The sequence below is a fragment of the Rhodococcus sp. WB9 genome (assembly GCF_007558985.1).
GTDB lineage: Bacteria > Actinomycetota > Actinomycetes > Mycobacteriales > Mycobacteriaceae > Rhodococcus_F > Rhodococcus_F opacus.
The window spans coordinates 5,397,256-5,413,802 of the sequence record NZ_CP041769.1 but is presented as its reverse complement, the minus strand read 5'-3'; the positions used below and the strand labels follow the sequence as shown (position 1 = coordinate 5,413,802).

Here is a 16,547-nt window from a genome sequence, read left to right as displayed (position 1 = left end):
TCCGGGTACGGACGAGGGGCACAGTGCCTATCGGACGGTCGTACAGGACGTCGCCGGTCGAAGCCGCCCTGTGGGGTACCGAAGTTTGATGTACTGACTTCCGTCCTCATCAGCGTCATCCCAGAACGGTCAAGGAAGGCAACCACATGGGCACGATCACCACCCAGGATGGCACGGAGATCTTCTACAAGGACTGGGGAACCGGTCAACCCATCGTGTTCAGCCACGGCTGGCCGCTGTCGGCCGACGACTGGGACACCCAGATGCTGTTCTTCCTCCAGCAGGGCTATCGCGTCATCGCCCATGATCGGCGCGGTCACGGGCGCTCCACCCAGACCGGTGACGGCCACGACATGGATCACTACGCCGCCGACCTCGCGGAGCTGACCGCGCACCTCGACCTGCAGAACGCGATCCACGTCGGCCATTCGACGGGCGGCGGCGAGGTGGTGCACTATCTCGCGCGGCACGGGGAGAGCCGGGTGTCGAAGGCCGCACTGATCAGCGCGGTACCGCCGCTGATGGTCAAAACGGAGGCGAACCCGGGCGGCCTCCCCAAGGACGTGTTCGACGACTTGCAGGCGCAGCTCGCCGCCAATAGGTCGAAGTTCTATCGCGACCTGCCGGCGGGACCCTTCTACGGATTCAACCGACCGGGCGTGGAATCCTCCGAGGCGATCATCGAGAACTGGTGGCGCCAAGGGATGATGGGCGGGGCCAAGGCTCACTACGACGGCATCGTCGCCTTCTCGCAGACCGACTTCACCGAGGATCTGAAGAAGATCACGGTGCCGGTGCTGGTGATGCACAGCGAAGACGACCAGATCGTTCCGTACGCCGACGCCGGACCCCTGTCCGCGAAGCTTCTCGCGAACGGGACGTTGAAGACGTACCAGGACTTCCCCCACGGCATGCCCACCACACAAGCGGAGACGATCAACGCCGACCTGCTGGCGTTCCTGAAGGGCTGACGACGGACCCTCGATTCCTGTTCGTCCAGGTGATCGGGGGTTTTCGTCTGTCGGCGCTCCGTGGAATGAGTGCCCCCGGCAGGATTCGAACCTGCGACCAAGAGAGTCGCAGGCTGGAATCGATATTCCTGCAGGTGGAAGCCGGTGTCACTGGGCGCGTTCCTCGCCGACTCTCCGTTTACTCTCCACTTTCACCGCCGCATCGAGGATCGCCGCCACCTCCGGGCGCACCTTCCCTCGAGACATGTACTTGTCCATCGTCATCGACGGACTCGCGTGCCCGAGCTGGTCCGCCGTGATCCGCGGTCCCATCTTCGACTCGTCCAACAGCGACGCCACCGTGCGGCGGAACGTATGGGCGGTCACCCAATCCAGATCCAGCGCCGCACGCACCCGCCGCCACTGCACGTTCATCGCGTCAGCGTCCCGGATCGTGCCTGCCTTCGACGGGAAGATCACCTGATGCGCGTTCGGCGAGGCGGCGAGCTTGCGGGCCCGCAGCATCGTCATCGCGAAGTCCGGCAGCGCCAACGTCCGGTTCGTGTTCTTCGGGTCGTCGTCCCGGCTGACCAACACGAGCCCCTTGCCGGGCACCCGCGCCGCCTTCTCCGACAGGGTGATCGTCTTGGCCTGCAGATCCAGGCTCGGCCACGTCATACCGATCAGCTCCGACATTCGCACGCCGGTCGCCGCGAACATCGTGATGACGTCGACCAGGTCCACGCTCGCGCAGTACTCCGCCACGGTCGGCACCCGGTACTTCGACGGGATCGGCACGCCGCCCTTCCCGACCGCGGGGCAGGGGATCGTCGACTGCCGCAGATCCACCAACAGCTTCGCCAACTGCTCCGGTTCGAGGGACCGCGGCTGCTTCGTCGACTTCGACGTCGGCGGCTTCGTGTCTCGCACCGGATTCGCCTTCACCACACCCAACCGCGTCGCCATCGAGAACATCCCCGACAGCACCGACCGGGTCGACTTCGCGTTGCCGGCGCCGTTCACCTCCGTGACCGATCGCAGGAACGTCTCAAGTCGCTGCGTCGATACCTCCTGCAGCCGCAGCCCACCGAGATGTGCCCCGATGAACTTCGCGACGTCGTCGTACCGCGTCAAGGTCCGCGGTGCTCTGCCACTCTCCACGAGCTCCACCCGGTACACGGTCCACAGCTCGTCGATGGTCGTCGTGCCATCGAGATCTCCCGTGGACTCACACGCGGCTTTCATCGCCTCGATGAGGATCCGCTCGGCGGCGGCCCCCTCGCGGTCGAAGACGCCCTCGGGGGAGTACCGCCGGATCCGGCGGGTGCGCCCGTTCTGGGCGCGGTAGCGGCCGTCGGCGTACCAGCGGCCCTTATCCACCTTGGTGCGTTTGATGTGCCCCCACGTTCCGAGGGCGAGCGGCGGGCGGGGCATCAGCGCACCGCCCAGGGATTGCCGTATGTCACGACTACACTCCTACTGAACCTGTTCGGGTTCGCCTCACCCCCGCGCTCCTACAACCCATTGAGGGCGCGGGGGTTCTGTTTCACTACTCGACGATGTTCCAGGGCGTGACAGCCCGGTGCCACACCTATTCGATTGGCACCCCGTTGAATTCGCGTGTTGATACTCTCGCCAATTAGGCTCCACCAAGGGTATGGTGTCAAGCAATCAACGATATCGAACAAATTTTCGAATGGTGGTGAGATCGCGTGGCCGACAAGTCGTCGATCGAGTGGACCGAAGCAACGTGGAATCCGGTGACCGGCTGCGACCGCGTATCCACAGGCTGCGACAACTGCTACGCGCTGACCCTTGCCAAGCGCCTGAAAGCGATGGGTGCCGAGAAGTATCAGAATGACGGCAACCCCGCCACATCGGGTCCCGGATTTGGTGTGACGGTTCATCCAGGCGCGCTCGACCAGCCACGTCGATGGCGTAATCCTCGCGTTGTTTTCGTCAACTCGATGAGTGACCTATTTCATGCAAAGGTTCCTATCGGGTTCGTGCGGGATGTTTTCGATGTCATGCGTGAGACTCCTCAGCACACTTATCAGGTTCTGACTAAGCGGTCCCTTCGGCTGAGTCGAATGGCCGACAAGCTCGATTGGCCCGACAACGTGTGGATGGGAGTTTCAGTCGAGAACGGTGACGCGCTGGATCGAGTTGACCACCTCCGCAATGTGCCGGCCGCGGTCAGATTCCTATCGTGCGAGCCCCTGCTAGGCCCTCTCGATGGGATCAACCTGGACGGAATCGGGTGGGTGATCGCCGGTGGCGAGTCTGGCTCGAACTATCGACCGATGGAACTGTCGTGGGCGCGAGGTATCCGTGACGAGTGCACGGATGCCGGCGTGCCGTTCTTCTTCAAGCAATGGGGTGGCCGGACCCCGAAAGCTCTCGGTCGCCTTCTTGATGGCGAGCTCTGGGATGAGATGCCCCAAAGGGCGAGCGCTTAGACGAAATCGAAGGTGACGCCGGCCGGAAATCCTCGTTTCCCCGGCGGCCGGTGCACGACGATCGTCCCGTCACCTTCCATTTTCTTCAGCAGCGGGGTTGCATGCGTTTCGCGGAAGGCGGTCTCGAGGACCGTGAACCACTGTACGTCGTCCTTGGTGACCCCAGAATGCCCTGTAAAATTCGCGATGATGATTGCCTCGAGGCGAGCCAGATTGGGCTCCGGTTCGAACAGAACAGCTTCCCCATGCGTGCGGTCGGCAAGGCGGTAGTTTCCGCCCGGATCGACCTTCCACATAGCAGCTTTCATGCGCTTAACACCTAGCCGGTTCTTGGTTGCGTGGAGTAGCGCATACGAAACGTTTCCGGTCCTGTTCAGCATGTAGAAGCGCTGGATGTAGGGCAGATTCGTCTTTTCCGCCAGCGCGTCGGCGTAGACATCGACGAGATGGTCGATCCGGTCGTGTCCTTCCTCAAGTCCGACCAGCACATCGTCGACCGCCCTGCCGTACAGTGCGCTGATCGCTGCCTCTTGATGGTCTCGAGTGATGAATCGTTGGACGAAACCGACCATGAAGTTGATGAACAGCTCGCTGTTAGGCGTCGCGGCGATCTGCGCGAGCAGATCCATCGGGAACCGCGTGTAACCGAAAGGATCGACGAAGGCGAAAGTGGGCGCGAGTTGCTTGTTTTGCTCCCGCACAATGCGGAACAGCTCGGTCATCTCGGTGTCGAATGAGCCGTTGATCACATGCGGATGAACGTTGGAGGGCCAAGGCTTCTCCTTCTCATACTCCGACCTCATGGCCTCGAGTTCGCCCTCGAGCGCTGTGCAGTTGTCCTTGTCTTTCTCAATGAACATGAACATGAACTCGCATTGAGACATCTGAGGAAAACTGTCGTGCGTCAGCAGCCTGCGCAACGCTATCTGGGGCGAACCATCGCTACCGTCGCCGTATCGGCCACGCCCAGCAAATCCGTCGATGTAGAGAACCCGGCCGCGCCCGTTCGACAAAATCGGGTACCAAGCGCCGAGGTAGTCGTTGAGAATCTGATGTTTCGCCTTCGTGTGCGGCGCCATGACCCATTTCTCAGGCGCGCTGTCCTTGCTCACGTTTCCCGTGATCCTCTCGCATTGGGGGTTGCGTTTCATTGTTGTGCTGTTCTGTAGCGATGGTCGCCGCCCGGCCGATCTCTGCCGGCGGCGGTTGGTCGGCCCGGGACGACGAACCGTGAGGAGCTGCGCGCCGATCGGCAGTCTGGCTGGCCGCTCACACCCACCGCCCCGGCGGTGGTGGCATTTGCTGCACACTAACTGTGACGTGCGGAAACAGGCAGCGCTGAGACCGCCACGGTCGAGACCGGGACATTGGAGCACTATTTCAGAACCGGCCGGTTTGGTTGCCTAAATCGCACGCGAACCAGTGGGTGTTGTCGATCACACCGGTTGTGGAGGGCGCGCGGACGGCTGCGCGGCACACGATACGAGTTTCCACTCGATCATGCTCTGCGTTCGAGCTCCTGATCGATGTACCGGCGCTCGCCGTCCGTGAGATCCCGGACGCGGTGCTGCAGCGTCGGCAGGTCGACCCACAATTCTTCGGCCATCTCGTCGTCGACTCGCAGCCGATTCCATACGAGCGCGTCGATGAGCGTCTCAAGGCTGATCAGCCTACGCGCCGTGATGCATTCGACGACGCGTTCCTCCTTCACGGCAAGGTGTGGGTCGTTGGGCACCGGGCCGCGTTCGATGTGCACGATCTCGTGGGTGAGTGTGCAGCGACGTTCACGCTGGTTTGAGGTTCCGTCAATCTCGATACCGGCGGAGGTCCACTCGCCCAGGCACCCGAACCTCAGGCAGTTCGGGAAGGTGACTTCGAGGTGCGGATAGCACCGCTGAAGATGCCGCCATGGATGCCATCGGTGAACCATGCGCCCCGTCCAAACGTGTCGGTGTCTTGTGGTAGGCCCACAATCTACTCGAACGCGTGTTCGAAAGGCGACTTACTGGTCGGTAACTGGCGAGACTCAGTCAAAGCAAGGTTCGCTGGAACCTGTTCTTACGCACCGTCCTCCGGTCCCTCTGGATCCGCATGGTCCCAAGGCTCACCCTCGATGCGACGCCGCTTGCGCTCGACTGTCTCGCCCTTGCGCTGAGCCAATGCGTAATCGCTCTGCCCGGCGTCCTCGTGGCCGCTAGGTAGCTGGGGCATAGTGGCGCCAGACTCCAGAGGCTCGTATCCCTCCTGGGCGGCGAGATAGTCAGGGTCCTGTCCTTGACTCGACGAAGTAAAGGTTGCAGCGTTGAGGTAGTGCGTCATTGTGGAAATCGGTTCCACGCCGCCAATGATCACTCGATCGAGCGCGGAAACCACATCCTGCAATACGAACTCTCGAACGCCGTCAGATATATCTCGCGTCCTGATGGTGTCAAGCAGCACGAGTTCGGCAAATTCTCGACGCCACCGGCGAGCCGCAGCCTTCTCGGCGGTGGCAGATAGCGGCATGAGCGATCTGTCGCCGACGCCTTGGTCCAGGAGCTGACGCCAGGCGAGATACTGCACGTAGCGCTGGTCATTGATTTCGGGCTCGACGACAGTATCGGGGTCGAGGCCAGGGGCGCCGCGGCGCGTCAGGGTGTTTCGCGCCTGGTCCATCAAGACCTTGCGTGCGGAATGCCCGAGCGCCTTCTCGCGAACCCACTCGTAGTGCTTCGCCAGTGCGTCGCTTCGGATACTTCGAATCTGAAGATCGTCAATCATGGGGGCTCCTGACCTGCCCGCTTTGCTGCCTGCGCCGTCGAGCTCCTGGCCGCTCTCTTCCTGCCGCGGTTCCTGGTCTTCTTGGTCATCTGTTTCTCCAGTCGGTCGTTGATGATGCTCGATGAGAACGCGAATGAAATCGACGATGATCTTGCGTTCCCTGGGGGCCAGTAGATTCGCCTCTTCTGGCAACTCGTCCGCGAACGACGAACCCGGAACGGGTTGTCCAGCGGCCTCAAACGCGATGCGCTCAGAGACGCCGGCCAGCCAAGCGACTGCCCGAATCGTGTCCGAAGACGGGCGTGACGAATACGTTCCGTTGAGAACCTTTGAAACCGTAGAGCGATTGAGGTTCCATCCGTTCGCTGTCGCGAGGTCGGCCAGACCGCGGCCTGATAGGTCACGGAGGTCAGCAGCCTTCTGGAGCAGCTGGCGCAGTGTCTGGACTTCGTTCACGTTGAGAACTCTCCCCTAAGTGTTTCTAGTAGTGCCAGAGCGTGACACGTCTTCAAAAACAACCGACTAGCTCATAGTTCCAGACCACGGCGCAGTTTCACTGGTTGTCGCGTTGACAACCACACGTCAATCGGCAATCATGACAGTTGTCAAAGCGATTACCAGGAGGCATGATGAAGCGGACCCGCCCACCACAGCTACGTAGGGAGATCTGGATGCAGGTACGCGATCCCGGGCAAATCCGAAGGTGGCGAAAGCAGCGGGGGTATACGCAGCGCGAACTGGCAATGCTCGTCCGCCGGTCGCAGACTGCGATCTACAAGGTGGAAAGCGGCCAGTTACGAAACCTCTCCGAGGCCTTCGCCATGGCTATCTCAAACAGGCTCGACGTTCCGTGGGAGGACCTCTTCGCGGCCCACGAGCAAACAATCACGCCCTCAGTGTCAACTGTCAGACATGCCAAACGCCGCCACGCGGTACCGGCATAAGAAAAGCCCCCAGCTGGTGGAGCAGCTGAGGGCCACGACACAGATTGGAGAACCAATGTCTGAGATTCAGACTACGGCAGCATCGCCGTCATTCGACGACGAGCGTCAGCTCCGTCCAGACGGCTCAGAGTTCTGGTCAGCCCGCAGGCTCGCGCAGCTCACCGACTACGAGACCTGGCGCAATTTCGCGGCCGCCATCGAACGCGCTCGGATCGCATGCGAGAACAGCGGAAGCCCGGCCCGAGATCATTTTGTCGACGCCGGCAAGATGATCGAACTCGGCAAGGGCGGTCGTCGAGAGGTTGCGGACGTCGAGCTTTCCCGCTTCGGTGCATACCTCACCGTCATGAACGGCGACCCAAGGAAGCCCGCAATCGCCGCCGCCCAGTCCTACTTCGCGATCCGCACGAGACAAGCGGAGATCGTAGAGAAGAAGCTCACCGAGTTGGACCGGGCGAAGGGGCACCTTTCGCTGATCCAGATGGCGCAAGGCCTGATCGATCCGAAGCACCTGGAGGCGAAAGCCAGGATCGTGCTCGCCCGCGGGCTCGGCGAGGCACCCGAACTCGATGCTGCGACCACGCCGCTGTACGCGCAGACCTTCCTCGAGGAGAAGGGTCTGTCGAAGGCGGAGATCAAGTCGACGTCACCTGTCTTCGGCAAGCGCATCAAAGCCGCTTTCATCCTCGAGCACGGCGAAGAGCCGAAGCAGTACCCGCTCGAAACCGGATCGGGACAGATCAGGAACGTCAACGCGTACAACGAGTCTGACCGACCGCTCTTCGACGACGTCTGGAACAAGTACTACGGCGGTGCCGCATGAGCCGCTTTCCTGTTCTCGACTTCGACCGCGATGGCCACCCCGAGTTGAGCGTCAGCCGGCATGTCCTCCTCGAGCGCGTCATCGAGCCGACTGTCGACGAGACCGATGAGTTCGTGACGATGCCCGTCCGGGTGATCATCAACTCGATGAGCCCGGCCGTCGAGATCGGGCCATACAGCCTGTGTGAAACGGACATCGCCGCCCTGCACCAGGCCCTGACTCACTTCATCTGCAACTTCCCAGAAAGCTTCAAGCGCGTTCCAGGCGGTGCGTCATGAGCGAGAGGTCCCTCAACATCCGTGAGGTCTCGAACCTCACCGGTCATTCGCCGCAGACGATCCGGAAGATGCGCACCCAGGGTTGGATGGCGTCCCACGGCCCGCACCCGTTGTACTCCAAGGGGTTCAAGGCAGGGGAGGGGATCACCTCCGCGCTGCACTGGCGTGCATCCGATGTCGACGAGTTCATGGAATCCCTCATGGCCGACGCCGCGAGGTGGTCCGCGTGATCCTCTACGAATGCAGCGATTGCGGGTTTGGGATCGGCGGTTCCCATCCGGAGACCGCTGAGGACGAGTACGAGCTGCGGCAGGACATCGAGGCGCATGAGGAGATGCACCGCGGTCAGGACGAGGCCGCCGCCCTACTCGATGAGCGTGATGGGCGCGCCCGGGGTGATGAACAGGTGGTGTCGTGCGCCGTCGTGGGTGAGGGACATGACGACACCCATGGTCTTGCCCTCGGCGAATCGCTGGAGCAGCTCGCGGGTCGCATCGAGTCTGGTTTGGCTGATGTCGTAAGTGAAGCCATTGAAAATGATGCGGGCCACGATGTGCCTCCTCCTTCTTTTGGGGGAAGCGTAAACGACGCGTACCTGCGTCGACTGGCAGAGGAGGGGCTGGCGGTTCTGCCGAACCGGTCGGAGCCGAAGCACCTTACGCGCGCCGACGTCCGTGCCATCGTGCTTGAGGAACTCGTGGTCCTACTTCGCGTCGCTCTCGCTGGAGGCGAGTCGCTCCTCGAGCTCGTCGAGCCCCTTGGTCATGGCGTCGATCATCTCGGCGGCAGTGGCGGGCCGCGAGTTGTTCGACGCGAGGGTATGGAAGGCCTGGTAGATCGACTTCACTCCGGTGAGCGAGTCAGGGACCGCATCGATTCTGCGAGCGAGATCATCAAGTCGAGCGTCGTCTGCCATCCGGGTTCCCCTCTGAGTGTTGACTCTGGCGTCACCACCGTAGGCGAGGAAGACGGCAGTCACGGTACCGACGCGTCCTCCGCGACCATTCCGCCGGACGGCGGTGAGTCGTGATGACGACGCTGCGTGTGACGACGGTGCGCACGGCCGTGCAGATCGAGAAGGTCGCCCCGACCTCCGTGGGTTTCGGTACTGCGTCTGTGTCCGTCGCGAATGCATTGCGCCGTGGCGGCGGCATGTGGCAGGTGACGTACTCCGATGGGGCCACAGACGTGGTCCATGGCGACGAGATCACGGTGCGCCCATGAGTGACTTGGATTCCACCCTCGCCGGCGTCCCACACACCCATCGTCCCCGCGTCCTGGTCGACCACCACAGCCGGATCGCTGAGCGGTTCGTCGCCGAGTTCAAGGCAGGCCTGCTGACACACGCCGAGGCCCGCGAACTGGTCGGTGTCCCGGCTGATTCCGGCGATGTGCCTGCCGAACCGAGCACTACCAACAACATCCATCCACAGCTTGTGAATGAAACGAGACTGCGATGACAGCAACTTTCGACGCCCGCATTGACGGCGACGATTTGCATGACCACTTCATGACCACACCGATCCACGACCAGGTCGAGCGGGATCTGCGTTCTGTGTGGATCCAGCAGCCGACCTTGACGGATGTCGAGTTCGACCGCGCCGTCTACGCCGCGATGAACCTCGCGAACCCGCACCCGGCGACGCCCGACCTCTTCGACGACCTCGCCGCTGCGATTGACGAAGCGCCCGAGCCAAGTGGCTGGGACAAGCTCGAAGACTGGTTCACATTCGAGTGGCACTCCTGGATGGGCTGGGCCCTGTGCCTGATCCTCGGCGGGGTCTTCGGCTTCATCGGCTACGGATTGCTGGTGACGGCATGACCATCCGCGACGAACTCACCAAGCTCCTGAAGAGGGCCGGGGATAACGGATCGCTGTTCGTCCAGTTCAACGAGAAGTACTGGGGGCCGATCGCCGACGCCGTGCTCGCGCGGTACGCGGTCGTCGAACTCCCCGAGGAGCACTTCGCCGGCGACTACGCGGTCACCCATATCGACGGGGACGAGATCTGCATTGACGTCGTCTGGGTCGACAGCCCCGACGACGCGCGCAAGGTGGCCGCGGCATTGCTCCGCGCCGCCGATCAGCTCGAGAAGCAACTGGCCGAGGAGCGCGGACCGGACGGCGGCGAACTCGACTGGGGAGCGCGGGCCGACGACGCGCGCGACGCCCAGGTCGACCGCGAGAACGGGGTCACGCCATGAGCGACGCCAAGAAGATGTTCGCCACGTACGTCGAGAAGCACGAGATGACGGTGCTGAAGGACGATGGCCTATACCGGCACATCCGGTTCCAGTCCCCGGATACGTCGATCTTCTGGTTCGACCTGATCACGTGGCCGCACAACCTCGTCGTCACCGGCGACGTGCACTCGTACCAGTTCGCTCGAATGGACGACATGTTCGAGTTCTTTTCGGCCAACGCAGGTGCCCGCGGTGGGATCAACCCGGGCTACTGGGCCGAGAAGATCCGCGGCGACAACCCCGCCATCTCCTTCTCGGAGGAGAAGTTCAAACAGCAGGTCGTCCAGTACTTCATGGATAACCGCCACGCGTACAGGGACAAGGTGCGCCTGTGGAAGACCATCCGCGAGGACGTCCTCGACAACGCGTACGCGTACAGCCTCGCCGACGCCCGACACATCCTCTACAACTTCGATTACCGGGACTGGCGCACCAACGAGGAGTTCGAGTTCGCCGACGTCTGGGAGTGGGATCTGACGGACTACGACCACCACTACCTGATGGCTTGCCACGCGATCGTTTGGGGCATCGCGAAGTACCGGTCGGCGGTGACGTGCTGATGCAGATCGATGCGAAGCGTGCGGTCTGGGACATCCCGGACACCCCGGACGAAGTTGCTCAGCGGGCGATGCGCACTGTCGCGGCGAATGCCGTCGACGCAACGGAGGCCGCGGACCTGCTGGCGATGCTCGGGCTGATCGACGTCGACACCGAGATCGCGCAGCGTTGCGCCGTCTGCAACCACCAGATGGTGAACCGAAGCGGATCCGACCTCCGACCCCGACCACCCGGTGTGAAAACCACTGGCGCGAAGGGGATGTGCAACACCTGCTACCAGGTCACGTTGCGACCAGACCACCACACGAAAGGCGGTGTTGCGTGAGCGATCTGCTCGCACCCGACCAGATCGGCGTATTCGCCGACATCCCGGACTACATCTACCACGGCGACAAGTTGTCACTGTCTTCCTCCGGCGCCCGGGCGCTCCTCCCGCCGTCGACACCCGCCCAGTTCCGCTACGCGCAGGACAATCCGCGTGAGTCGACGAAGGCGTTCGACCTCGGCCACGCCGCGCACACTCTCGTGCTCGGTGCGGGCGAGGAGATCGTCGAGGTGGAGGCGAAGGACTGGAAGACCAAGGCGGCGCAGGCTGAGCGCGACGCGATCTACGCCGAGGGCAAGACCCCATTGCTGACGAAGGAGGTCGAACAGGTCCGCGCCATGGCCCGCGCGATCCGCCGTAACCGGCACGCCGCCGCACTCCTCGAGTCCGGCACCCCCGAATTGTCGATGTACTGGGACGACCCGGACACCGGTGCTCGCCTCCGGTGCCGGCCGGACTGGATGCCGAACCTCACCGTCAACGGACGCACCGTCATCGTCGACTACAAGTCGAGCACCTCCGCGAACCCGGACAAGTTCGCCAAGTCGGCCGCGGACTTCGGGTACGCACAGCAGGCACCGTTCTACATCGACGGCCTGATCGAACTCGGCATCGCCGACGACCCCATCTTCCTGTTCGTCGTCCAGGACAAGAACCCGCCCTACCTCGTCTCGGTCATCGAGCTGCACTCCGACGACATCGAGGTCGGACGACAGCTCAACCGCAAGGCCGTCGACCTCTTCGCTGCCTGCATGGAGACCGGTCTGTGGCCGGACTACAGCGACGACGTCCACCTCGTCAGCCTGCCCGCATGGTGGCGGCGACAGCACGAGAACCAACTCCCGTGGTGACCGGCGCCCGCCGAACCACACCCCCATCTGAACGGAGTCACGCATGACGAACAGCCCTGCCCGCTACCAGCCCGCGTTCCAGCCCGCCGGTGCACGCACACAGGTCAGCCAGGCCACCGCGATCGAGCAGTCCCGCGCCATCGCCGAGGTCCAGGCCGCCGTCCTCGTCGCCCAGCAGAACCGGCGCAGCAAGCCCATCGCCGTCGAGGAGATGCGCGACAGCACCGCACAGAAGTCCGTCGCCGACAGGGCGTTCTTCTCGTTCCCGCGCGGCGGTGAGACCGTGTCCGGTCCGTCGATCCACCTCGCCCGCGAACTCGCCCGCTGCTGGGGCAACATCCAGTACGGCGTCGCCGAGCTCCGCCGCGACGACGACAAAGGTGAGTCCGAAATGCAGGCGTTCGCCTGGGATCTCGAAACGAACGCGCGCAACGCAATCACATTCATCGTCCCGCACAAGCGAGACACCCGGCAGGGCACCCGTCAACTCACCGACATGCGGGACATCTACGAGAACAACGCCAACGCCGGCGCCCGCCGCGTCCGTGAAGCGATCTTCGCGGTCCTCCCAGCCTGGTTCGTCGAAGAAGCCTCCGAACGCTGCCACGCAACCCTGCAGGACGGCGGCGGAATCCCCCTCGCCACCCGCATCGCGAACAGCATCGGTCACTTCGACGGAATCGGAGTGAGCCGCAAGCAGCTTGAGTCCAAGATCGGTCGACCATCCGACGAATGGACTGAGCAGGACCTCGGAGAACTCGGCATCACCTTCAACTCGATCAAGAACCGGGAGATCACCCGCGAGGAAGCGTTCCCGCCGAGCCGCGTCACCGCCGCCGACATCGAGAGTGGCCGACCAACCGAGGTCCCGGCGAAGGATCAGCCCGACGAGCGACCAGCCGAGGATCAGCCGAAGGATACGGAACGAGACGGGTCGCAGCCCGCATCAGCCGAGGAGCTGAAGGGCCTCACCGCTGCGCTCACCAAGGCCGGCATCAAGAACGCCGAGGAACGGAAGGCCTTCCTCTCCGCCCGCGAAGGTCGGGACATCACCGCAGTCAAGGATCTGACGGCCTCTGAGGTCGCCTCCACGATCCGCTTCCTCGAGACCGGGGAAGAGCCCGCCGGAGACCAGCAGTGACCCGCACCCTCGCGTCCCTCGCCCTCGCCGTCGCCCTCACGGCGGCGGGGGCGGGGATGGGCGCGGTCATCGCATTCGGCTGGCTCGCAAACGGATTCGAAAAGAGGCTGGCATGACCAACACCATCATTGACCAGCGGTGGACGCGCACCGTGCAGGTGCGGATCGACGAGCAGCCACCGATGCCCGACCCGAAGACGAACTACCAGGTGTTCCCCGCCAGCCTCGTCCTCGAATACGCCAGCATCGACGGCAGCATCTGGAACCTCACCTCCGCCCGCGTCATCGGCCTCCGCGTCCTCAAGGCGGGGGAGCCCGGAGACACCCACGCCGTCCAGTACCTGACCCGACCCGACGACGGCGACCCGGAGCTGCACCCCGAAACCCCAGACGCGGTGCTCGAGCTCGCGCAGCGGAACGCCCCGCAGGAGGTGGCAGTGTGAGTCCCGACCGCAAGCTGCACGTCCTCGTGAAGCGCATCGATCCTGACCTTCAGGGTGCTGACGTCGAGTACGCGTACGACCTCGAATGTCCCGGTGCACCGCACTGCACTGGCTGGCAGGAGTGCGACGAGCCCCACGAAGTCGACGGGGTATCCGCCGCCAACGGACCGGACGAACCGCTGGACACCTGCGAATGTGATGGCTGCCTGGTGTGCTCGTGCCCTTCGTTGCCGTGGGATGGCGTCGAAGAGTTCGAGTTCCACGGTGTCGTGCATACATGGCACAGCGGCTACGGGTGGACCGTGCCGTACAACGGGTGCGTTGTCCGCGAGCACGACCTCGAGGAGCACGACCTCCTTCTCAACGAACCGCCCGGCCGCTACCTCGTGGATACCGAGTGGCCGGAACCTGAGGAGGTCTACCTCGAACTCGTCGGCCCGGAAAGTTGTGGCGAGTGATCACCGTCCTGCGCTGCCGCGGCATCGGCGAGCCGATGGGTGAGGCGTCGATGCTCGCCAACGTCACGAAGCACCTCGATCTGGCGAGGTTCCGGGTCGTCGAGGTGCCATGGTCGGCCCAGTACGGCCCGGTGCCGGCGCCGCTCGGCTCCTCGTTCGACACGGCGCTGCGTTCTGGGCGGACGATGCTGCTCGACCACATCCGACGCGACCCCAACCCGGTAGTCATCACCGGCTACTCGGGCGGGGGAGCGCTCGCGGGCAACGTCGCCGCCGAGATCGCACACGGCGAGCACCCCGAACTGGACGTCCGCGGTGTCGGACTGATCTCCGATCCGCTCATGCCATGGCCCTACTCGCCGGCCGGGCCGACCACGTGGGGTATCGCAGGTGAGCGCGAGATCGACGAGCGAGCATTCCCCGTCTGGCACCTCGCCGACCCGGCCGACGTCATCACGTGCTGCCCGGCGGACTCGCCGCTGCGGACATTCGCGGATCAGTCGGCGGCGTTCGCCCTCGCCGATCTGCGGTCATGGGGCTACGACCTCGTCGACCGGGTCCGAACACGACGGTGGCAGGCCACGATCCGTGACTGGCACAACGCACCCGAGGTCTGGCGCGCCTACACACAGGCGCTCCACGACGCCGACGGGTACCTACGGCTCGGCCACCACACCTCGTACCACCTGCGCCGCTACCCCGGCAGCACTCGCACCTACACCGAGTGGCTCGCCGACCGAATCAACGAAATCCAGGAGTGACCATGACAGTGCCGCTCAAGATCCTCAACGAGATCCGCGCCGAACGCGCCCGCCAAGACGAGAAGTGGGGCGAGCAGAACCACTTCGACGGCACTGGTCCCGGCTACCAGAAGCACGCAGAAGCAGCACGGCAACGCTGCCAGAATGCCGCAGCGCTCGGGTTGGTCTCCTTCAAGGACATCCTCGACGAGGAGGTCAACGAGGCATATGCCGAGGACGACTCGGCCAAGCTCCGCGCCGAACTAATCCAGGTCGCCGCCGTCGCCGTCGCATGGGTCGAGAAGCTGGATCGTGAGGCCCGATCATGACGGCAACACAGCTTGACCTCTTCGATGAGCACGGGCACCCCGCGCCGGGGACCTGGCCGACGTTGCCGGCGTCGAGTCCCTCGCTCGCCGAGTTCTTCCGCCGGCACGACGTCATCCGGCCCGTCGACCTCGAGCAGTGCATCGGCCGTGCGATCTTCTGCAAGCTCGCCACCGATCCTCAGGTGGCGAGCGGGGCGTACCGCACGCTGCTCGGTGTCCGCACCCGCGAGTTCACCGAGTCGCCCCGCGGCGGCCTGCTGTGGATCCCACGCGTCCGTGACGCCGACGGCGCCGAGCACGACGGCCCGAACTACATGGCCAGCAACCACGTGGCGGTGCGGATATGAGCGACGAGTTGACGTGCGGCCATTGGGTCGGTCCGGTGTGGAAGTGCGGCGGCGAGACGTGCGTCTGTGTGCTCGAGCCGGGGCACCAGATGCCCCACCGGTGCGACTGCGGTGCCACGTTCGAGGCCTGCGGGCAACCTCGAGGAGGCACGAAATGAGCGGTCAGATCGACTTGTTCGAGCCCGACCCTGACGAGGTCGAGCGCCTGGCAGAGGTGGCGTTCAACGCGCACTCAGCGTCCTCGCTGCACGTTCCGCACCTCGTCCGGTGGCACGACATCAGCGAGCCGCCCCGCGACCGGTGGCGCGCCGCCGTCCGGGCTGTCCTCGCGGCACAGGCAACCCGACCACCAGACAGGAGGGCCCAATAGGTGGGACTTCCATGGGCTCGCACAGACACCAATCTGCCAACCCACGACAAGATCCTCGACCTCATCGGAATGGGCCCAAAAGGCAAAGGAGCAGCGTTCGTTTACGTCTCCTCCTACCTCTACGCGGCCGATAACGGCACAGACGGATTGATCAAGAAAGCCGTTCTGCCGTTCATCCACTGCAACCAGGCCGAGGCGAAATTGCTCGTCGCGGTGGGTCTCTGGGAGGCCGAGCCGCCGAGCAACTACCGGATCAAGAACTACGGCACCAAACAGGCTGTTGGGTTCGCTCAGCAGGCATTACACGAAGCCCGGTCAGCGGCCGGGAAGAAGGGGGCGGACTCGCGATGGGGCGAATGACACCAGTTTTGCCATATGGCAAACCGCATAGCAAAACGATGGCAAAACCGCGTTTGCCATTTCCATTTGACAATGACACTACCCTACGTACGAACGAACGGACTTACGTAGATAACTACTTACGGAAAATCCCTTCGTCTTACGTAAGCAACGCGCGCGAATTTCGGG

The 16,547-nt window shown here is 63.6% G+C and carries 26 protein-coding genes; 22 read left to right on the top strand and 4 right to left on the bottom strand.

Annotated elements, in window-relative coordinates:
- The first annotated feature begins 146 nt into the window (after positions 1–146).
- On the top strand, positions 147–971 hold the full coding sequence (locus FND50_RS25300) for an alpha/beta fold hydrolase (protein WP_144287506.1): 825 nt from the start codon (positions 147–149) through the stop codon (positions 969–971).
- Positions 972–1,118: 147 nt separating this feature from the next.
- On the opposite strand, the gene FND50_RS25295 is transcribed toward FND50_RS25300, so the two are convergent.
- Positions 1,119–2,384, bottom strand: coding sequence for a site-specific integrase (locus tag FND50_RS25295; protein ID WP_144287505.1), 1,266 nt, complete (start codon positions 2,382–2,384; stop codon positions 1,119–1,121).
- Positions 2,385–2,662: 278 nt separating this feature from the next.
- Between FND50_RS25295 and FND50_RS25290 the strand changes: the two genes are divergently transcribed.
- Entirely contained in the window at positions 2,663–3,409 is a 747-nt protein-coding gene (locus FND50_RS25290) for a DUF5131 family protein (protein WP_144287504.1), read from the top strand.
- Here FND50_RS25290 and FND50_RS25285 read toward each other — a convergent pair.
- The 3 genes from FND50_RS25285 to FND50_RS25275 all read right to left on the bottom strand — a co-directional run bounded on the left by FND50_RS25285 (position 3,406) and on the right by FND50_RS25275 (position 6,625).
- Complete coding sequence (locus FND50_RS25285) at positions 3,406–4,521, bottom strand: three-Cys-motif partner protein TcmP (RefSeq protein WP_186301150.1); 1,116 nt, start codon at positions 4,519–4,521, stop codon at positions 3,406–3,408. The genes FND50_RS25290 and FND50_RS25285 overlap by 4 nt on opposite strands.
- A gap of 386 nt (positions 4,522–4,907) precedes the next feature.
- The gene (locus FND50_RS37100; protein ID WP_260850692.1) at positions 4,908–5,165 is read right to left on the bottom strand and encodes a hypothetical protein; all 258 of its coding nucleotides are present in this window, start codon (positions 5,163–5,165) and stop codon (positions 4,908–4,910) included.
- A 302-nt stretch (positions 5,166–5,467) separates the two neighbouring features.
- Positions 5,468–6,625, bottom strand: coding sequence for a hypothetical protein (locus FND50_RS25275; protein ID WP_144287501.1), 1,158 nt, complete (start codon positions 6,623–6,625; stop codon positions 5,468–5,470).
- Positions 6,626–6,795: 170 nt separating this feature from the next.
- Between FND50_RS25275 and FND50_RS37640 the strand changes: the two genes are divergently transcribed.
- The 20 genes from FND50_RS37640 (at position 6,796) to FND50_RS25170 (ending at position 16,379) form a co-directional block, all read left to right on the top strand.
- Complete coding sequence (locus tag FND50_RS37640; protein WP_313905283.1) at positions 6,796–7,113, top strand: helix-turn-helix transcriptional regulator; 318 nt, start codon at positions 6,796–6,798, stop codon at positions 7,111–7,113.
- Positions 7,082–7,936 carry a hypothetical protein gene (locus FND50_RS25265; protein ID WP_144287499.1) on the top strand — a complete coding sequence of 285 codons (855 nt, stop codon included), beginning with the start codon at positions 7,082–7,084 and terminating at the stop codon, positions 7,934–7,936. Before FND50_RS37640 ends, FND50_RS25265 begins: the two co-directional genes overlap by 32 nt.
- Complete coding sequence (locus FND50_RS25260; protein ID WP_144287498.1) at positions 7,933–8,214, top strand: hypothetical protein; 282 nt, start codon at positions 7,933–7,935, stop codon at positions 8,212–8,214. Before FND50_RS25265 ends, FND50_RS25260 begins: the two co-directional genes overlap by 4 nt.
- Positions 8,211–8,444 carry an AlpA family transcriptional regulator gene (locus tag FND50_RS25255; RefSeq protein ID WP_144287497.1) on the top strand — a complete coding sequence of 78 codons (234 nt, stop codon included), beginning with the start codon at positions 8,211–8,213 and terminating at the stop codon, positions 8,442–8,444. Before FND50_RS25260 ends, FND50_RS25255 begins: the two co-directional genes overlap by 4 nt.
- Positions 8,441–9,244: a hypothetical protein gene (locus tag FND50_RS36325; RefSeq protein WP_186301149.1), complete on the top strand. Its 804-nt coding sequence runs from the start codon at positions 8,441–8,443 to the stop codon at positions 9,242–9,244. The genes FND50_RS25255 and FND50_RS36325 overlap by 4 nt, the downstream gene beginning before the upstream one ends.
- Complete coding sequence (locus tag FND50_RS25240) at positions 9,244–9,438, top strand: hypothetical protein (protein WP_144287495.1); 195 nt, start codon at positions 9,244–9,246, stop codon at positions 9,436–9,438. The genes FND50_RS36325 and FND50_RS25240 overlap by 1 nt, the downstream gene beginning before the upstream one ends.
- Positions 9,435–9,674 carry a hypothetical protein gene (locus FND50_RS25235; RefSeq protein ID WP_144287494.1) on the top strand — a complete coding sequence of 80 codons (240 nt, stop codon included), beginning with the start codon at positions 9,435–9,437 and terminating at the stop codon, positions 9,672–9,674. The genes FND50_RS25240 and FND50_RS25235 overlap by 4 nt, the downstream gene beginning before the upstream one ends.
- Positions 9,671–10,036, top strand: a complete 366-nt coding sequence (locus FND50_RS25230; RefSeq protein WP_144287493.1) for a hypothetical protein — start codon at positions 9,671–9,673, stop codon at positions 10,034–10,036. The genes FND50_RS25235 and FND50_RS25230 overlap by 4 nt, the downstream gene beginning before the upstream one ends.
- Entirely contained in the window at positions 10,033–10,419 is a 387-nt protein-coding gene (locus tag FND50_RS25225) for a hypothetical protein (RefSeq protein ID WP_144287492.1), read from the top strand. Before FND50_RS25230 ends, FND50_RS25225 begins: the two co-directional genes overlap by 4 nt.
- Positions 10,416–11,018: a hypothetical protein gene (locus FND50_RS25220; RefSeq protein WP_144287491.1), complete on the top strand. Its 603-nt coding sequence runs from the start codon at positions 10,416–10,418 to the stop codon at positions 11,016–11,018. Before FND50_RS25225 ends, FND50_RS25220 begins: the two co-directional genes overlap by 4 nt.
- The gene (locus FND50_RS25215) at positions 11,018–11,341 is read left to right on the top strand and encodes a hypothetical protein (RefSeq protein ID WP_144287490.1); all 324 of its coding nucleotides are present in this window, start codon (positions 11,018–11,020) and stop codon (positions 11,339–11,341) included. The genes FND50_RS25220 and FND50_RS25215 overlap by 1 nt, the downstream gene beginning before the upstream one ends.
- Complete coding sequence (locus tag FND50_RS25210; protein WP_144287489.1) at positions 11,338–12,192, top strand: PD-(D/E)XK nuclease-like domain-containing protein; 855 nt, start codon at positions 11,338–11,340, stop codon at positions 12,190–12,192. Before FND50_RS25215 ends, FND50_RS25210 begins: the two co-directional genes overlap by 4 nt.
- Positions 12,193–12,235: 43 nt before the next feature.
- A complete protein-coding gene (locus tag FND50_RS25205) occupies positions 12,236–13,333 on the top strand; it encodes a hypothetical protein (RefSeq protein WP_144287488.1) in 1,098 nt (365 codons plus the stop codon).
- A 112-nt stretch (positions 13,334–13,445) separates the two neighbouring features.
- A complete protein-coding gene (locus FND50_RS25200; RefSeq protein WP_144287487.1) occupies positions 13,446–13,775 on the top strand; it encodes a hypothetical protein in 330 nt (109 codons plus the stop codon).
- A complete protein-coding gene (locus tag FND50_RS25195) occupies positions 13,772–14,233 on the top strand; it encodes a hypothetical protein (protein ID WP_144287486.1) in 462 nt (153 codons plus the stop codon). The genes FND50_RS25200 and FND50_RS25195 overlap by 4 nt, the downstream gene beginning before the upstream one ends.
- On the top strand, positions 14,230–14,994 hold the full coding sequence (locus tag FND50_RS25190) for an alpha/beta fold hydrolase (RefSeq protein ID WP_144287485.1): 765 nt from the start codon (positions 14,230–14,232) through the stop codon (positions 14,992–14,994). Before FND50_RS25195 ends, FND50_RS25190 begins: the two co-directional genes overlap by 4 nt.
- A gap of 2 nt (positions 14,995–14,996) precedes the next feature.
- Positions 14,997–15,302, top strand: coding sequence for a hypothetical protein (locus tag FND50_RS25185; protein WP_144287484.1), 306 nt, complete (start codon positions 14,997–14,999; stop codon positions 15,300–15,302).
- Positions 15,299–15,649 (top strand): hypothetical protein, encoded by a 351-nt coding sequence (locus tag FND50_RS25180; protein WP_144287483.1) that lies wholly within the window; start codon positions 15,299–15,301, stop codon positions 15,647–15,649. Before FND50_RS25185 ends, FND50_RS25180 begins: the two co-directional genes overlap by 4 nt.
- 154 nt (positions 15,650–15,803) lie before the next feature.
- Positions 15,804–16,019, top strand: a complete 216-nt coding sequence (locus tag FND50_RS25175; RefSeq protein WP_144287482.1) for a hypothetical protein — start codon at positions 15,804–15,806, stop codon at positions 16,017–16,019.
- Positions 16,020–16,379 (top strand): hypothetical protein, encoded by a 360-nt coding sequence (locus FND50_RS25170; RefSeq protein ID WP_144287481.1) that lies wholly within the window; start codon positions 16,020–16,022, stop codon positions 16,377–16,379.
- The last annotated feature ends 168 nt before the right edge of the window (positions 16,380–16,547 follow it).

What these genes read in the sequence shown, in the direction of transcription:
- FND50_RS25300 (WP_144287506.1), top strand. Translation starts at nt 147, where the DNA reads ATGGGCACGATCACCACCCAGGATGGCACGGAGATCTTCTACAAGGAC.
- FND50_RS25295 (WP_144287505.1), bottom strand. Translation starts at nt 2,384, where the DNA reads ATGCCCCGCCCGCCGCTCGCCCTCGGAACGTGGGGGCACATCAAACGC.
- FND50_RS37640 (WP_313905283.1), top strand. Translation starts at nt 6,796, where the DNA reads ATGATGAAGCGGACCCGCCCACCACAGCTACGTAGGGAGATCTGGATG.
- FND50_RS25265 (WP_144287499.1), top strand. Translation starts at nt 7,082, where the DNA reads ATGCCAAACGCCGCCACGCGGTACCGGCATAAGAAAAGCCCCCAGCTG.
- FND50_RS25260 (WP_144287498.1), top strand. Translation starts at nt 7,933, where the DNA reads ATGAGCCGCTTTCCTGTTCTCGACTTCGACCGCGATGGCCACCCCGAG.
- FND50_RS25255 (WP_144287497.1), top strand. Translation starts at nt 8,211, where the DNA reads ATGAGCGAGAGGTCCCTCAACATCCGTGAGGTCTCGAACCTCACCGGT.
- FND50_RS25240 (WP_144287495.1), top strand. Translation starts at nt 9,244, where the DNA reads ATGACGACGCTGCGTGTGACGACGGTGCGCACGGCCGTGCAGATCGAG.
- FND50_RS25235 (WP_144287494.1), top strand. Translation starts at nt 9,435, where the DNA reads ATGAGTGACTTGGATTCCACCCTCGCCGGCGTCCCACACACCCATCGT.
- FND50_RS25230 (WP_144287493.1), top strand. Translation starts at nt 9,671, where the DNA reads ATGACAGCAACTTTCGACGCCCGCATTGACGGCGACGATTTGCATGAC.
- FND50_RS25225 (WP_144287492.1), top strand. Translation starts at nt 10,033, where the DNA reads ATGACCATCCGCGACGAACTCACCAAGCTCCTGAAGAGGGCCGGGGAT.
- FND50_RS25220 (WP_144287491.1), top strand. Translation starts at nt 10,416, where the DNA reads ATGAGCGACGCCAAGAAGATGTTCGCCACGTACGTCGAGAAGCACGAG.
- FND50_RS25215 (WP_144287490.1), top strand. Translation starts at nt 11,018, where the DNA reads ATGCAGATCGATGCGAAGCGTGCGGTCTGGGACATCCCGGACACCCCG.
- FND50_RS25205 (WP_144287488.1), top strand. Translation starts at nt 12,236, where the DNA reads ATGACGAACAGCCCTGCCCGCTACCAGCCCGCGTTCCAGCCCGCCGGT.
- FND50_RS25200 (WP_144287487.1), top strand. Translation starts at nt 13,446, where the DNA reads ATGACCAACACCATCATTGACCAGCGGTGGACGCGCACCGTGCAGGTG.
- FND50_RS25185 (WP_144287484.1), top strand. Translation starts at nt 14,997, where the DNA reads ATGACAGTGCCGCTCAAGATCCTCAACGAGATCCGCGCCGAACGCGCC.
- FND50_RS25180 (WP_144287483.1), top strand. Translation starts at nt 15,299, where the DNA reads ATGACGGCAACACAGCTTGACCTCTTCGATGAGCACGGGCACCCCGCG.
- FND50_RS25175 (WP_144287482.1), top strand. Translation starts at nt 15,804, where the DNA reads ATGAGCGGTCAGATCGACTTGTTCGAGCCCGACCCTGACGAGGTCGAG.